The sequence below is a fragment of the Limnospira sp. PMC 1279.21 genome (assembly GCF_032349615.1).
In the GTDB taxonomy this organism is placed as follows: domain Bacteria; phylum Cyanobacteriota; class Cyanobacteriia; order Cyanobacteriales; family Microcoleaceae; genus Limnospira; species Limnospira fusiformis.
The window spans coordinates 6,609-22,925 of sequence record NZ_JARPLU010000075.1 but is presented as its reverse complement, the minus strand read 5'-3'; the positions used below and the strand labels follow the sequence as shown (position 1 = coordinate 22,925).

At 43.1% G+C, this 16,317-nt stretch carries 9 protein-coding genes and 1 pseudogene; 5 read left to right on the top strand and 5 right to left on the bottom strand.

Translation table 11 applies throughout. From position 1 onward, the window contains the following. The 3 genes and pseudogenes from P5683_RS12975 to P5683_RS12965 all read left to right on the top strand — a co-directional run. Positions 1–186: pseudogene (locus tag P5683_RS12975) on the top strand (hypothetical protein); the annotation flags it as partial. After that, positions 187–369 carry a hypothetical protein gene (locus P5683_RS12970; protein ID WP_006667916.1) on the top strand — a complete coding sequence of 61 codons (183 nt, stop codon included), beginning with the start codon at positions 187–189 and terminating at the stop codon, positions 367–369. A 112-nt stretch (positions 370–481) separates the two neighbouring features. Continuing rightward, positions 482–5,293: an eIF2A-related protein gene (locus P5683_RS12965; protein WP_008056920.1), complete on the top strand. Its 4,812-nt coding sequence runs from the start codon at positions 482–484 to the stop codon at positions 5,291–5,293. On the opposite strand, the gene P5683_RS12960 is transcribed toward P5683_RS12965, so the two are convergent. After that, positions 5,294–5,473: a hypothetical protein gene (locus P5683_RS12960; protein ID WP_006621661.1), complete on the bottom strand. Its 180-nt coding sequence runs from the start codon at positions 5,471–5,473 to the stop codon at positions 5,294–5,296. Positions 5,474–5,626: 153 nt separating this feature from the next. After that, positions 5,627–7,561 carry a DNA primase gene (dnaG, locus tag P5683_RS12955; protein ID WP_006621660.1) on the bottom strand — a complete coding sequence of 645 codons (1,935 nt, stop codon included), beginning with the start codon at positions 7,559–7,561 and terminating at the stop codon, positions 5,627–5,629. Between the two features lie 162 nt (positions 7,562–7,723). Between dnaG and P5683_RS12950 the strand changes: the two genes are divergently transcribed. Next, positions 7,724–8,308 carry a DUF2062 domain-containing protein gene (locus P5683_RS12950; RefSeq protein ID WP_006621659.1) on the top strand — a complete coding sequence of 195 codons (585 nt, stop codon included), beginning with the start codon at positions 7,724–7,726 and terminating at the stop codon, positions 8,306–8,308. Here P5683_RS12950 and P5683_RS12945 read toward each other — a convergent pair. From P5683_RS12945 to P5683_RS12935, 3 genes are read right to left on the bottom strand one after another with little or no spacing between them, the layout of a single operon-like run. Beyond that, a complete protein-coding gene (locus P5683_RS12945) occupies positions 8,305–10,023 on the bottom strand; it encodes a helicase HerA domain-containing protein (protein ID WP_006621658.1) in 1,719 nt (572 codons plus the stop codon). The genes P5683_RS12950 and P5683_RS12945 overlap by 4 nt on opposite strands. Positions 10,024–10,081: 58 nt before the next feature. Then, positions 10,082–10,723, bottom strand: coding sequence for a phosphoribosylanthranilate isomerase (locus P5683_RS12940; RefSeq protein WP_006621657.1), 642 nt, complete (start codon positions 10,721–10,723; stop codon positions 10,082–10,084). 15 nt (positions 10,724–10,738) lie between these two features. Then, positions 10,739–11,260, bottom strand: a complete 522-nt coding sequence (locus tag P5683_RS12935) for a DUF4330 domain-containing protein (protein WP_006621656.1) — start codon at positions 11,258–11,260, stop codon at positions 10,739–10,741. Between the two features lie 401 nt (positions 11,261–11,661). Between P5683_RS12935 and P5683_RS12930 the strand changes: the two genes are divergently transcribed. Continuing rightward, on the top strand, positions 11,662–16,143 hold the full coding sequence (locus tag P5683_RS12930; RefSeq protein WP_315640127.1) for a response regulator: 4,482 nt from the start codon (positions 11,662–11,664) through the stop codon (positions 16,141–16,143). Positions 16,144–16,317 lie beyond the last annotated feature (174 nt).

Here is a 16,317-nt window from a genome sequence, read left to right as displayed (position 1 = left end):
ATGCATTCCCAGCTAGGTGGCTCAAAAGTGTTCCGATGTCCTGAGTGCGGGTTCACTCTACCCAGGGACTGGAACGGTGCTTTTGGAATCTTTCTAAAAGCTTTGCGGGATACCGCCTCTGTTACCTTAACGGGTAATAGTGCTATCGTCGCATTGTCAGGCAATAGCCGGATAAATGTCGCGTAAATGTATCAGGCTAGAGAACCTTCTCGATTACGAAGCATCTCGATGACTTTGCGAGGATCTATTCCCATCGCTAATTTTCAAGATTATAATCAGGAATCAGTCCGGCTAGATGCTCGTATGGCTGCAGAAGTAACTGAGATCCTGCGACGGTTGGTAAGTGAGGAGTTTAATGCGATCGCTTAGGGGAAACTAGGCTAAGATGGTTTTGGCGCTTTTCCCCGGCTAAATAGCTTGATGTGCGATCGCGCCATGCAGAACCTGTGCCAGGTTGACCAAGCAATCATGGAATTTGAAAATGTACGATGGGGAAAAGGCTAACCAAGACGCGATCAGAACCCTAATCCGCAGTATTACTCGCCTCCAGGGTGATTTTTCGCTGATTCTTGCCTGTTGCAATTATCGTTCCGTTCGGGAAACTATTGTGCAACAGTTGCGGGTAGATTGTCCTGTTCCCATTCAAGAATTAGTTTTGGACCCCAAGGCTAAAACTCTCTATACGACCATTTTTGATACCCTACAGGGGGAAATGCCATCAGCTTTGATGGTGTTTGGCTTGGAGTCGGTGAATAATTTGCAGGGGGTACTCAAGGCGACTAATCAAATGCGGGAGGAATTCCGCAATTTTGAGTTTCCGTTGATTTTGTGGGTAAGCGATCAATTGGTGTCGATGATGATTCGCTTAGTCCCAGATTTTCATAGTTTTGCAACTACAATTCACTTCGAGGTTGAAACTGATCATCTCATTGACTTCCTGAAACAGACCAGTAATCAGATTTTAGAACAGTTACTCGATAGTGGCGCAACTATTTTTTTAGATGAGGCTACCCTGGAGTTAGAAAGCGGTTCTCCCCTACGCAATGAACTAGAATCCGCACAACAGGACCTCCAACGGCGGGGAGTAACTCTTGATCAGGATTTAGAAGCTAGTTTAGAGTTGATACTGGGTCGAATTGCTGATCATACTACTCAGGAAGCATTGCAGCATTACCAACGGAGTTTAACATTGTGGCAGCAGACTAACAACCGCTTAGGCTGTGGTCATGTTCTGTTTTATTTGGGTTTCTGGTGGCGTTACTATGGGATGATGAACCGGGGGGAAAAGTGGGAAGCCTGCGCCAAAGCCAAGGATTATTATCGGCAATCTTTACAGGAATTTGAATCGGCTGATCGACCGGATTTGGTGGCAAAGTTTATTAATGCTTTGGGGGAAATATTACACTATTTGGAAAATTGGTCAGAGTTGGATGAAGTGGCTAATTGGGCCTTGGACTTGCATCAAAATCAGTCCCATTCCTTTAGGACAGCGCGCGCCTACCACTTTTTGGCGGAAGTACAATTAGCTAATGGTAACTTTAAAACCGCTAAGTATATTATACAGAAATCTCTGGAAATTATCAACAGTAATTTATCGCAAAATTCCCAGGTTAAGGAGGGGAAGGAGATCCGGAACTATGAATATTTACGAAAGTTGGATTGGGAACGTTCTTATCATTGGGGATGGTATTTGCTGTGTTTCGGGAGATCTCAACAGGGTTTGGGAGAACATGAAGAGGCGATCGCTACTTTTAAACAAGCCAAGAATTTGACCAAACCTTGTTATGATCCAGAACTATATATTAAAATTTTTAAACAGTTACATTACAGCTATTTTAGACAGGGTGAATATCTCGCCGCCTATCAAGTGAAACAGCAACAGCGGGAAATCGAACAACAGTTTAGTTTTCGGCCTTTTATTGGTGCGGGTGCATTACAGCAAAGCCAGTTAATTACTAATCCCAGTTATCCCCAATCTGAAGATAGGACTTTAATTAATTCGGAAATGACCGCCTCGGGAAGATTGCAAGATATTGACCAATTAATGAAGCGGCTGGGGGAAGACAGATATAAATTAACCATAATTTATGGACAGTCAGGAGTCGGGAAAAGTTCTCTATTGCAAGCGGGACTCATTCCCCAACTGAGACATAAAAATACATTGATTCAAGCCAGGCGAGTTCTCCCGATTTATCAAAAAACTTATACTAATTGGGTGGGGGGACTCAGTAATGCGATCGCCAGAGCTTTATCTCAATTAGATAACTCTGAATTAGACTCAGGATTTTTAACTAACCCGACCGAAATTTTAGACCAACTACAGGTTCTGAATTATCGGAATTTAGTGATGATTATTATTTTCGATAAATTTGAAGAGTTTTTCGTAGCCACCAAGGAACCCCAAAAGCGAGAAGAATTTTATCAATTTTTACGGGAATGTTTGAATATTCCCTATATCAAGACTATTTTTGCACTGCGTCAGGACTATTTACACCACCTACTAGAAGGAAATCGTTTAAAATACTTTGATGCGGTTAACGACAATATTTTAGATAAAAATATTCTCTATTATTTGGGTAATTTCATCCCGGAAGATGCCGCCTCAGTTATCAAAAATTTAACCGCCAAAACTCAATTTATCTTGGAACCGGAATTAATTAAACAACTGGTGCAAGAATTAGCAGGAGAGTCGGGAGAAGTCCGACCCATTGAACTACAAATTGTCGGTTCTCAACTTTACACCAATCAAATCACCACCTTGGAAGAATATCGCCTCCAAGGACCGAAAAGGCGGTTAGTAGAGAGTTATTTAGAGGAAGTAGTGGCAGACTGTGGCGAGGAAAATAAAGACATCGCCGAATTAGTCTTATATTTACTCACAGATGAATATAACAACCGACCCTTAAAAACTCGGTATGCTTTGAATAGAGATTTACAAAGTTTGGCGGATAACCTAAAAATCACGGATCAACTAGATACAGTCTTAAAAATATTCGTGTTATCCGGGTTGGTCTGTTTACTCCCAGAAATTCCAGAGGAACGTTATCAGCTTGTCCATGATTATCTAGTATCTTTTATTCGGGAACAACGGAGTAGTGAATTAGTTTATAAGCTGCAAAATGAGAAACAAAAAAGACAGGAAGCTGAAGCCGAAATCACCGAAATCAATCAAGTTTTGAGGAAAAGGCTGGTTAATACGATTGGATTATGTATAGGGTTGAGTTTATTATCAATAGCCGTATTAATGCTGTGGCACAATACTAAAACCCAGGAAAAACAACTAAAATTAGCCAGGTTTAATTATGAATATTTGGCTTTGTTAAAAGGGGAAACGGATCAACTGAAAGCCTCCCTAACTGCTATGGAAGCAGGTAGAATTCTGCAACGCCAACCCGTTACGGAAATTGAACGCCGCACCGCTAGTTCTCTGTGGGAAGTCAATAATATCTTTAGAGAACGCGATCGCCTATCTGAATCTTTTGGCGGTATTCTCAGCCTCAGTTTTAACCCTACTGGTGATCAAATAGTATCAGGCGATCAAGATGGTACAATCAGGATCTGGAACCAAAATCGGGAATTAATAGGAAGTTGGTTAGCCAATAAACGCAAAATTCGCCGCGTGGTTTTTAGTCCCAATTCCTCCGGTCAAGAATTGATTATAGCTTCAGCGGGGGAAGATGAAAATATCAAACTCTGGCGACCTGATGGAACTTTAATTAATACCCTAATAGGACATACCAGAGATATACAATGGCTGAGTTTTAGTCCAGATGGTCAGCAGTTAGCCTCCGCTAGTGAAGATGGAACTATTCGTCTGTGGAGCCGTGACGGTGACACCATAGCCATATTAACCGGACACGAAGCGGAGGTTTTGTCGGTCAGTTTTAGTCCAGATGAACAGTTGATTGTTTCCTCTGATGAAATGGGGGTAATTAAATTATGGAATCGTCAGGGGGAGTTAATCACCAGTTTTCAGGGTCATGACCAAGCCATTTGGAGTGTTAAATTTAGTCCAGATTCTCAAATTTTGGCTTCTGCTAGTAATGATAATACGGTGAAACTGTGGAACCTCGATGGGACATTATCTCAAACTTTAACAGGTCATGAAAAATCAGTAAATAGCGTTAATTTTAGTCCAAATGGTCGCCTGATTGTGACAGCCAGCACCGATACAACTATCAAACTTTGGAACTATGAGGGAATTTTGGTTTCTACTCTCCGGGGTCATAGAAATACTGTCAATCATGCGGTTTTTGCTCCCGACAGTCAAACGCTAATTTCCGCCAGTGCTGATGGTTCTATCCGTTTTTGGGGACTACAAAACCTCCCCAGAGTCTGGCAATCTCCTAGGGATATTTATAACGCTGTTTTTAGTCCGAATAGTGAGTTAATAGCTTCAGTCTCCAGCAATAATATGGCGATAGTATGGGAGACTAATTCCCTAAATATTAGGCTAATGTTTGATGAACATACGGATACTGTTAATAATATCAGCTTTAGTCCTGATAGTCAACTGATTGCTTCTGCTAGTAATGATAAAACGGTGAAAATTTGGAATACAGAAGGTGATGTTTTAAGGACTATCAACCATGATTTCCCAGTGTGGACGGTGAGTTTTAGTCCTGATGGTCAAAAAATTGCTTCGGTTAGTGATGACCAAATCATTCGGTTATGGGATATCAATGGAGTATTACAAACTACTCTGATTGGACATACGGATAGAATTAATGATATTAGTTTTAATCAACAAGCTCAAATCATGGCTTCTGTGGGTGATAATACTATTAAAATTTGGGATATTAACGGTTCTTTAATTCGCGACCTTTCCCAGGGTAGTCACTTCTCTAAGGTGGCTTTTAGTCCTAATGGAACTCTGCTGGCTGTGGGGACGGGGGATGGGTCGGTGAAATTGTGGGAAACCTCGGACTGGAAACCAATTACAACTACTACCATAGGACGACATAACCGGGTGGTGTTTGATTTGAGTTTTAATTCAACTGGGGAGATACTGGCTTCCGCGAGTCAGGATGGGACGGTGAAACTCTGGGATCGTTCTGGTCAGTTAATCACGACTCTGGAAGTGGGAATTAAACCGGTTTTATCGGTGCATTTTAGTGCTGATGACCAAATGTTGGTGGCTACTGATGCTGACAACCGCATGGTATTTTGGGAGTTGGATTATAGCAATTTTAACCAGGTTGATTATTTACTGGATCAGGCTTGCGATCGCCTTCAAAATTATTTAAATCGTCATAATAATAACCCGGCGATTAATCCTAATATTTGTAATTGATTAGCCTCTGGGGGGTCTGGTTTGCTGAACGCGATCGGCTTCCGCTTCCTCTCTGGAGGCGGCTTCGGCTATCTCTTCTGATAGGTGATCCTCTGTAAATTCGCTGGCTAATACCATGGGAGTCATGGCCAAAATACCTGCGATCGCATAAATAGATAGGATGATAGTTTTAGCTAACATAGTTTAGTACAGGGGTTTACGTTTCCCTATACATCAGCTTTTATCCCTATCAGGATAGCCATAAGTTTATGAGAATTTTCTTAGAATTAATCCGGTTGATCAGACCATTGTTAATTAACTAGGGACAGGCTAGGTCAGTTTTCCCAAACTACATTAAAAAGTCAACTCGGAAAACTTAACCATGCGTAGTTGTTCTAACTCTTTCATACGTTTTTGTTCCGCGTAGAGTTGCTGCTGATAGTATTCGGCTAATTCTAAATTAAGTTTAATATCAGTTTTTTTCCACTTGTCTAAATATTGAAGATAGCGTTTTTCACATAGCACCCATTCTAGGGAAGCTGTAGCGGCGCGAATCCCAATACTAGGACGTTCAATATCATTAATCGTCTTTTCGTTTAAGTAGAATAAATGAGAGACTTCCGAGATTTCCGATGAATGTTCCCGGTCGAAGTTTTGTAGTTGAGAAATCAAATCAATATCTTCTCTGGGTTTCTGTTCCTGTAAACTTAACTCGATTTCCGAAATTTTTATCCACAAAAAACGATGATTGGTTAAACTAAATTCTAAATTTTCTGCCTCCAAAGCCTTAATTATTTCCTGTCGATACTCTGGACAGTGTAGATAAATTCGCAGTAACAAACCTTCGGCTTTTTCTAACAGAGTCCGGTCACGTTGAGCCGAAATAATAAGATCTGATTTCCTGGAATCAGAGGCTTTATTCTGCTGATTTTGTACTAGGGGTTTATTAATCTGTTTTCGCAGACTATCGGCTAACATGGGAATTAACCGTGATTGACCCTGGCTGAGAATTTCCGCGCATGATTGAATGTAAGCAGTCCGTTGGTTTAAATCTTGGACTTTGCGGAGTAATTCCACCATGGCTGTGGCTATTCTCTGTGATTCGGCGACATTTTCGATGCTTTTACCGCCGACAATTTGATGGATTTGCCATTCTAAAAAATAGGGTGATTTTTCCAGTAAATCCTGATAATCATGGCGGGTGTGAATATATAGATATTCATCGGCATCTTTGCCATTGGGAAGGTTTAAAATTCTCAGGTTTACTTCCCCGCGATAGGCGAGAGTTTCAATTTCTCCTATGGCTCTCTCGGTGGCTTTAGTTCCGGCTGCATCTGCATCAAAATTGAGGATAATTTGCTTGGATTCTGTATAGCGTAGCAGCAGACGAATTTGATTAATACTAAGTGCAGTTCCTAGGGATGCTACCACATAATTAATCCCGGCTGCATGGAGAGCGATCGCATCAAAATAACCCTCGACAACTACAGCCATATCTTGTTGGGATATAGCCTTTTTGGCTCGGTCTAAACAAAACAAAGTTCTGCCTTTATCAAATAATTCGGTTTCGGGAGAATTTAGATATTTAGGCTGTTCATCTCCTAAACTTCGACCCCCAAAACCAATCACTCTTCCCTGGATATCATAAATGGGAATAATTAGGCGATCGCGGAAACGATCATAATAACCATTCCCGGCTTTTCGGGGAACAATTAACCCGGCTTTTTCGACTAATTCTACCGGAAAATGTTTTTGTTCTACTAAGTAACCATAAATTGTTTCCCACCCCGCTGGTGCATAACCTAGCTGAAATTCCTGGATAGTTTCCTCTCCCAGACGACGGGAAAATTTCAGATATTCTAAAGCTGCTTCTCCCTGGGGTTGGCGGAGTGCGTGTTGATAAAAACTGGTGGCGATCGCTAAAATTTCGTAGAGTTTTTCCCGCAAGGAAAGGGTCTTTTGGAACTCCTGATGCTGTTCAGGCGATTCCGTTTTTACCGGAACATTATACCGTCGCGCGAGGTCTAAAACTACATCAGCAAAGGAGGATTTATCCAACTCCATTAAAAACTTAATGCCATTTCCCGCCGCACCACAACCAAAGCAGTAGTACATCTGTCGGCTAGGACTCACCGTAAAACTTGGGCTTTTTTCTTCATGGAATGGACACAGACCCACAAAGTCTTTACCACGGCGTTTAAGCACCACTTTTTCCGAGATGATATCATAAATATCTGCTCTGTCTTTAACCTCCTGAATTGTATCGGAATGAATACGGGGACTTGACATATATTTGGGATATTTTATAATCTAAATTAATGTCGCTTTTTGCTCGCAGCTATTATAGCATATTCGGTGTAATTTAGCAAGAGGCAACCCCCGAACCCGCCATAATTCATAGGTTCAGGAATGCACCGAAAAATCAGCAATTGTCAATGATTACATGAAATCATGCCCAAAAATGTGGATAAGTTGTATAATCAAAATTTAAATGGCAGAAATGGCAGCAAGGAGAAATTATCTGTGTATCGATTATCTGAATATCCGCCGCAGAAAGGAAGATGGGTATATTGGTGGCGGTGGTTAAGGTTAGGATATCTGCGGTTAATCAGTCTGCGAGGACAACCAGAATATTTGGCGAGGGGTCTGGCGGCGGGTGTGTTTGCTGGTTTTTTTCCATTTTTTGGGTTTCAAGCAATTATCGGGGTGGCTGTTGCGGTTATTTTACGAGGTCATAAACTCCTAGCGGTGGCGGGAACTTGGGTGAGTAATCCCTTCACCTATGTTCCCCTATTCTTTTTTAACTTGAAATTCGGGATGTGGCTGCTAGGAATTCATCAATTTTCGCTAATGACTGATCATGTCAATCTACAATCAGTTAAAGATTTTAGTGAACTTGTAGAAACTGGGGCAGAATTGGCGGCGGTTTTATTGTTAGGATCGACTGTGATGGGATTGATAGCAGCGATCGCCATTTATACTGTGAGTGTGCCTTTATTCCGATATTGGCAACAAAAGCGATCGCAGCGTCGCTAAAATCCCAGGTCATCTAAAGCGGTCGCGGCGGCTTCAAAAACTACCTCGTCCGGCATTTCTTCCCAAGCTATATCCCCAATTTCGCGGTAAAATGTCTCATCGTATGGTCTAGTGCGAATTACCACAGGCATAGGGACGGCATGACCTAAAACTAAAGCCTGTTGTTTAGAGTCTAGTTTTGCCAAAACCGATCGCAAATTTTGACCACCAGAAACCCCAGTAAAAATCGCATCAATATCTTTATCATCGTTTAATAAAGCGGTGATACGAGTCCCTATTTGAGACATCACCTCCGAGTCAATTCCTGACGGACGTTGATCGACAATTAATAGGGTGACAAAATACTTTCTCATTTCCCTAGCAATAGTGCCAAAAATAGTAGACCTAACTACGGCTGGATCGAGAAATCTATGAGCTTCTTCGATGGTAATAACCAGAGGTTGAGGGCGATCGCTAGGATTTTTAGAAGCCAAAAATGTTTCAGCTTTTCGGACATAGGACTGGTGAATGCGGCGGGTCATCATATTGGTAACCAGCATATAGGATAACATATCCGACTGGGAACCAAACTCAACAATAACGTGCTTTCCAGCGGACAGAGACTGAAGAATGCGATCGATATAATTAAACGGACAACTAGCCCGCATATACTTCAAATTTTCCAGACGCATCAACTTCCGTTGTAGGGACATAATCGACCCTTTATGACCCCGGCGTTCATCGCAAAATATTTGGATTTCTTCATTAGTCATCCCCAACAGTTGGGAAATCCAATCCTGACCAAACTCACTACAGAGAATATTAGCGTTATCTAAAGCAGCTTCCGAGAGATTTAATTCCCGTTGAACTAAGTTTAAATCTTCTACCTCTATCTGATTGTAACTCAAATACAACTCTTGAGCGTCTCGAATTCCTCGGCGGCGGGTAGACTCTGGGTCAAGAGTATAGACTTCTACTTGATTCGGAAAAAGTTGTCGTAATCCCTTAACCGTATTAAATTGTTTACCTTCCGATACAGCCTCCCAACCATATTCAGAGTGCATATCAAAAATCAAGTTAACCGCCGCTTGTTTACGGATAATTCCCGATAATAATAACCGGGTTAAAAAAGATTTTCCGGTTCCCGATTTCCCAAAAACACCGTTACTGCGTTCCACAAACCGATCGAGGTCAAGACAGACGGGAACTGGCATATCAATAGGTTCCCCGATCGCAAAATTACGTCGTTGGGGGTCATCTTCCCAGCCAAAAATCACCCGAAAATCTCGTTCCTTAGCTTCGTAGACCTGAGAGAAGTGGGTGGGGATAGTTTTAACGGGGAGTAGTTCAAACTCTTCGGTGTTGGTGTTAGGTTGAAAAGAGGCGGCACCGTTACCATTTCCGTTAACCTTGAGTTGAATATCATAGCGATCGCAGACATCCCGATTCAGCATTAACATGGGACTAAGTTCAATAGTTCCATAGGTGCTATTTCCGGCTAACACAGCTTGGAGAAAATCATTTTCCGGTAGAGGAGGATTGCTAAGAATACGGGGGCTAGAGGTTCCTAGACAGACATCAGTTAGTAAACAAAAGAAATGCGATCGCATTCCATAGACTACCAAAAACTTACCAACTCTCATGTCCTCGACGGAAACATCGGCGTGTAGTCGCACTTCCAGTCCCTTTGTCAAAGAACCTTGAATCACAGAACCAAGGGGTTGATCAGTAGTCATTAGATACTCATTCCCCGGAGGGGTATAGTTGTTTTTGTCTGTTGATTAATGATACAATCTAATCAGGAGTTATAGCAAATCTTGTGTTCTCAAATAGTTGAGCAACTTTAGCCATATCCTTGTCTCCAGGCGATCGCTCTACTCCACTAGACAAATCTATACCGTCAGGGTGTAGGCAACTGAGAGCATTAATAATGTTATCAGGATTAAGTCCCCCCGCCAAAAACCAGGGTATGGCGGGGCGGAACTCACCCAAAGATTGCCAATCTATGGTGAGACCAGTCCCCCCCAACTGCTGACCATGATAGGCATCTAGCAGCAAAGCATCTACATGGGGAATAAAGCTGTCAGCTAGGCTGAGAGATTGTGGGTTTTTAACCCGGATAGCTTTAATTAACTCGCCATGGGGAAGTTCTTGTCGTAGGCGATCGCAAAATAAGGGGGATTCATCGCCATGAAGTTGTACCCCGGTTAATTTAGCCTGATGGAAAGTTTCCCAAATTTGCTCAAAAGTGGCATTAGCAAAAACCCCAATCCGGTCTACCCTGTCTGGTAGGTGAGAGGTAATCGCCCGAATTTGGTCGGGGCTAATATAGCGAGGGGAAGCCGGAACGCAAATAAACCCCAAAGCAGTCGCCCCCAAAGAGGCGATCGCCTGTCCTTGGTCTAGTCGGGTTATGCCACAAATTTTAATCCGCATGAAATCAACCCACCATTAATCCTGAACCCGAATATCAACCACACTGGCATTAAAATTGTAGGTATTGCCCTCTAGTTCTACCGTATTACCAATGCGAATTTTGACATTACCCAAAACCGGACCCGTATTAGTAACTTGACCCTGGCCCTCCAAAGTGAGCAAAATATTGTTACTGAAAATAAAATCAGCCGTTGGGTCAGGTAATGCCCTCAAACTCCCATCAGGTTGGGTAACTGGGATAGTCCGAGGTAGGAACTCAACCGCTTTAATGTCTACCTGTCCATAGGGTTGGTTACGGATAATCAGATTAGTCTTTTCTCCCGCCTTGAGAAAATCCTGGGGATTACGTCCGCGCATCCCCAAAGCAATCACATCAACTTCCACGGGTTTAGTCGTGACCCCAATTTGAGCCACCGACCCAGAAGTTCCCGGGAAAAAGAAAATTCCGACAATCACCAACAAAATGACAGTCGCAGCGCCGAGGTCGAGAATGCTCACCTTTCCGAATAAGCGACCTTTAGAATCCAAAATAGCCATATAAGCAGATAGTGGGCAGTGTATAACCTTGAGTTTAAGTTATTCCCCAGCATACCATTGACCATCAACGATCCCAACTAGGGATTATTTGGGAATACTGGGCGGTTAAGTTGACAATAGTAGTAGGGGGGAAATCTCTAAGGGAGATGTAGCCTGATCAGTAAGCTGAAATTTATGACCCTCAGATTCCCTGAAAGTAGCCCTAATCCTTATTTTATATAGATTTTGGCCGATGCAAGGGAAAATAGATCAGACATTTACCCCAAATACAATTTATCCTGGAGATAGTAAAGGGGGTTTTACCCCCCCCCAACCACTAAGCCCCCTTGTCATTTTGAGTCAATGATGTTCCATCACTCCCGATCTCACCTTCTCCAATCCCAATCACCAGAAGCTGTCCCATGTTTATTCCCTCCATTTTTCAAGCAATCAACCGCAAACCCCTGACGACCAAGCCAGATACTCTTGTCGAAGATGTCATTTTGCTGATGAGTAGCAACAGGTCAAGCTATGTATTGATTGTAGAAAAACCGGAAAAAGTTGTTAGTTGTGAGAACACCACTCTTCAGGAAGTATATTCTGTATTGGTGGGGATTTTTACAGTCCAGGATATCGTGGAACTTTGCTCAATTAACGATCGCCTCTGTGGGTTTCCCATCTCTCGGATTATGATTCGGTCTGTGATTAGCGCCAAAGAGTCGGACCTGACCGATATCTTTACCCTGTTTGCTTACTTGGAGCAAAACCAGATCCACCATTTACCCATTGTCAATGATCAGGGGGAAGTCACCGGGATGATCTGTCCGGAAAATTTCCTCTGTCTATCTCGGAGCAATAAAAGCCAGAAAAAGCCTCAGTCATTATCCTATTCTACCAATGGTCGTAGTCCCTCGTCCGTCGCTCCTCAGTCCCAACAGACCTTTGTACCAGAAGACGTAATCCAACTGAGTCAAATTGCCAGCAATCAGACATCTAGGCTAGTTCACGCCCCCTCCTCCTCCTCGATTTTCCATATAACTAAGTTAATGTCCAGGTACAGAGTGCCATCTGTAGTTGTCACCGAAACCGTCCCCCCCCCAGAGAACACATCAGCACCCAATTCCGATAAACAGGCGATTAAATTAGTGGGAGTTGTCACCAGCCAAGATATTCTCACCCTGGTAGCTTTAGGGGTGGATTTTTACACAACCCCAGCCCATAGCATCTGTAATAACCCAGCCGTAATTGTGCGATCGCGCATTACCCTAGGAGCCGCCCTAAGAGTTCTGGGGAAATACTATCACCAACTACCCCTAGTAGTGATGGATGAGCGCAACTATCCCATCAGCGTTATGTCCCCTAGCACCATCCTTATGGGTGCATTGCGTCCCCAATCGATGCACGCCGCCCTAGCTAAACTCGCCCAGCAAGTTCAGTCCCGGCCAGAAGTTAAAAATCCGCCGAGGGTTCCGGTCCCGTCTGTCCCCCCACAATGCACCTGGCCCAACGAATTGCAAGAAAGATCCGAGGCGATGACTCAGCTTTATGAAGCAACTATTGGTTCTAACGCCGATTTTGATACCCGTATCACCCGTCTTTTACAAATGGGATGCGATCGCTTTGGTGTGGAAATAGGACTGCTAGGGCGCGTCTGGGGGGGGCGCTATGAAGTGATCGCCACCCGTATTCCTGAAAATTTGACCTTCGGATTTGCCAAAGGCGATACCCTCGCCCTCCATCAAACCTTAGAAGGAGAATCCGCCGGGTCTGATGAGGTAGTAGGTATCGAATCACTCCAGAATTCCCCCTGGAAAGACCACCCAGCCTACGCTGTGCGCCGTTTTGAAGCCTATCTAGGCGTAAAAGTCACCGTCAGTGGTAGAGACTATGGAACCCTCAGTTTCCTGAGTTATCAGCCCCGCTCAAAATTTCGAGCCATTGAAAAGGAAATCCTGAAACTCATGGCTACCTATATTGGTAGTGAAATTGCTCGCGAACAGGCGGCGCAAGCACTTCAGCAACAAAATCAGCATCTAGTATTACTTAAAGAAATTACCCATAAAGTTCGCTCTAAACTGGAAACCCAAGAAGTATTTCAAACTACCGCCAGCCAAATTGGTCGGGTATTTGCTGTTAACCGCTGTTCTATTTATACCTATATTCCCGAACCTTACCCACACCTAACCTGTGTGGCAGAATACCTAGAAACTGGCTATGAGTCTACCCTCAAGCTGGAAATTTCTGTATCTTATAATCCCTATATTGAAGCACTCCTCACCTCTGATAGAGCGATCGCATCTACCGATGTTTTTTCCGAACCTTTACTGGAATCTTCCATTCCCCTCTGTCGTCGCATGGCCTTAAAATCCATGTTAGCCGTTCGCACTTCCTATCAAGACGAACCCAATGGCATTATTATGTTGCATCAATGCCAACAAATGCGCGAGTGGAACCGAGACGAAATCGAATTTCTCGAAGATGTCGCCTCCCAAGTAGGAATTACCATCGCCCAAGCCAAATTACTAGAAGTCGAAGTCAAAAGCCATCGCGCCCTCGAAGCCAAAAATCAAGCCTTAGAAGAAGCCAAACTCGCCGCCGAAATTGCTAGTCGTGCTAAAAGTGAATTTCTGGCAACCATGAGCCACGAAATCCGCACTCCTATGAATGCAGTAATTGGCATGACCGGGTTACTATTAGATATGGAATTAACCCCCGAACAGCGAGATTTTGTCGAAACTATCCGCACCAGTGGCGATGCCCTTTTAACCATTATTAATGATATCCTAGATTTCTCCAAAATTGAATCTGGTAAACTCGAACTAGAAAAGCAACCTTTTAAACTCCGTAACTGTCTCGAAGAGTGTCTAGAATTGCTGTCTGGGCGCGCCGCCGAAAAGGGTTTAGAGTTAGCTTATATCATAGATCCTTCCACTCCTAAAACTATCCTGGGTGATGTCACTCGCCTGCGTCAAGTGTTGGTTAATTTGGTCAGTAATGCTATTAAGTTTACCTCCGAAGGCGAGGTAATTTTAGCAGTGAAAGCTACCCATCCCGATGCTAAAAAAGATGTCAAAAAATCTGATGATTCTGATTTTACTGAAAGTCATTACGTCCTGCAATTTGAAGTCCGAGATACCGGAATTGGCATTCCTCCCGACCGGATAGATCGCCTATTTAAAGCCTTTTCTCAAGTTGACGCTTCCACCACCAGGGAATATGGAGGCACTGGTTTAGGTTTGGCAATTTCTCAGCGGTTGAGTCAATTAATGAATGGGAAAATGTGGGTGGCTAGTTGGGTCAATTTGCTCGATGAATATCACGATGAAACCTCATCTTTGATATCTAGTGTCGCCGGAAATCCTCCCCCCGACTTTGTGCGCCCACAGGTGTTCAGACCTGGCTCTATCTTCTATTTTACCATAGTTTGTAGCGGATTTAATACCCCCGATTTGGGAGAATTTAGTGATGATTTCCTTCATGGTAAGAAAGTGTTAATTGTTGAACATCACGACATTAATCAAAAACTGCTTATCCGTCAGGTTAAATCTTGGGGTATGGTTCCCGTGCGCGTCAAAACTGGCGCTGATGCCTTAAAGGTTTTGCATGATAACCCCGGATTGGATTTAATTATTTTGGGCATCAATTTGCCAGATATGGATGAGGCAACCCTGGCGAGTCGAATTCGCCAATTAGAAAAACAGATGATTGCTGGTAAATACCGCCAAAAACCCTTTAATTTAGTCATGTTTAATTATGCCAGCAATACCGAGGTACTGCGACGACTAGAAGCCCAGGGTGTTAATGTAGCGGGATTGGTTAACAAGCCTCTCAAACAATCTCAGTTTTACAATACCCTGATGCAGATTTTTGCTGATAGCCAGACTATTGAAAAACACTATCATATTAAGAATGCTGAGTCTGGCTATGACCCGGCAATTCCTCAACCTCATGCCAATTTGCGGATTTTATTGGCTGAAGATAATGTCACTAACCAAAAAGTCGCGATTAAACTATTACAACGTTTAGGGTATCGCGCTGATATTGCTGGTAATGGCTTGGAGGTTTTGGATGCCTTAAATCGACAACAGTATGATGTAATTTTGATGGATGTACAAATGCCGGAAATGGATGGCTTGGAGGCTTCTAAACATATCTGTGCGGCTTACTCAGATGGTAGCGATATGGGTCCACGGAAACCTAGAATTATTGCGATGACTGCTAATGCTATGCAAGGCGATCGCGAAATGTGTTTGAATGCAGGCATGGATGATTATATTACTAAACCTGTCCGCCGAGAGGCTTTAGCCGAAGCCTTAGCTAAATGTCATCCGATTTCTCCGACGGTAACTGAAGTTCATGAGATATCTGCTCAAAATGGATATCGGGTTAAATCTACAACCGTCCCTCAACAAAGTACAAATGGGGGTAGTCCCAATGGACAGGTTATGGTTGTTGATGTTACTGAAACTAATGGACATAAAATGCTAAAGAATCATACTGTTGAGGAAGAATTAATGACCGATAATAGCCCCATAGATCATCAAGTTTTGGAAAATCTCAGGGAATATGATGATGAAGATGATCCTTTTGTGGATTTGCTAATTGCTACCTATTTACAGGAAGCACCCCAACATATTGATGGTATGCGTAAAGCTATTGATGCCCAAGATGCTAAAGGTTTAAAAGAGTCCGCCCATACGTTAAAATCTAGTAGCGCACAATTGGGAGCCTTGAGATTTTCTGAGTTTTGCAAGGAACTTGAATATATGGGACGTGCGGGGATGGAAAGTGACAGCCCAGAAGTAGAATGTTTTGTTACTGGTAGTGCGGTTGAACGCTTTGCTGAAACTATGGCTGAATGGCAACGGGTGGAAACAGCCCTCCGCAAAGAAATTAACAATTAACAATTAACAATTATAGTAGGGTTTCTCCCGCAGAGGTTAAGAAACCCGGTTTCCCCCGCAGAGGTTAAGAAACCCGGTTTCTCAAAGAAACCGGGTTTCTCGAAGACAGGTTTCCCCCACAGAGGTTAAGAAACCCGGTTTCCCCCGCAGAGGTTAAGAAACCCGGTTTCTCAA

What these genes read in the sequence shown, in the direction of transcription:
- P5683_RS12970 (WP_006667916.1), top strand. Translation starts at nt 187, where the DNA reads ATGTATCAGGCTAGAGAACCTTCTCGATTACGAAGCATCTCGATGACT.
- P5683_RS12965 (WP_008056920.1), top strand. Translation starts at nt 482, where the DNA reads ATGTACGATGGGGAAAAGGCTAACCAAGACGCGATCAGAACCCTAATC.
- P5683_RS12960 (WP_006621661.1), bottom strand. Translation starts at nt 5,473, where the DNA reads ATGTTAGCTAAAACTATCATCCTATCTATTTATGCGATCGCAGGTATT.
- dnaG (WP_006621660.1), bottom strand. Translation starts at nt 7,561, where the DNA reads ATGTCAAGTCCCCGTATTCATTCCGATACAATTCAGGAGGTTAAAGAC.
- P5683_RS12950 (WP_006621659.1), top strand. Translation starts at nt 7,724, where the DNA reads ATGCCCAAAAATGTGGATAAGTTGTATAATCAAAATTTAAATGGCAGA.
- P5683_RS12945 (WP_006621658.1), bottom strand. Translation starts at nt 10,023, where the DNA reads ATGACTACTGATCAACCCCTTGGTTCTGTGATTCAAGGTTCTTTGACA.
- P5683_RS12940 (WP_006621657.1), bottom strand. Translation starts at nt 10,723, where the DNA reads ATGCGGATTAAAATTTGTGGCATAACCCGACTAGACCAAGGACAGGCG.
- P5683_RS12935 (WP_006621656.1), bottom strand. Translation starts at nt 11,260, where the DNA reads ATGGCTATTTTGGATTCTAAAGGTCGCTTATTCGGAAAGGTGAGCATT.
- P5683_RS12930 (WP_315640127.1), top strand. Translation starts at nt 11,662, where the DNA reads ATGTTTATTCCCTCCATTTTTCAAGCAATCAACCGCAAACCCCTGACG.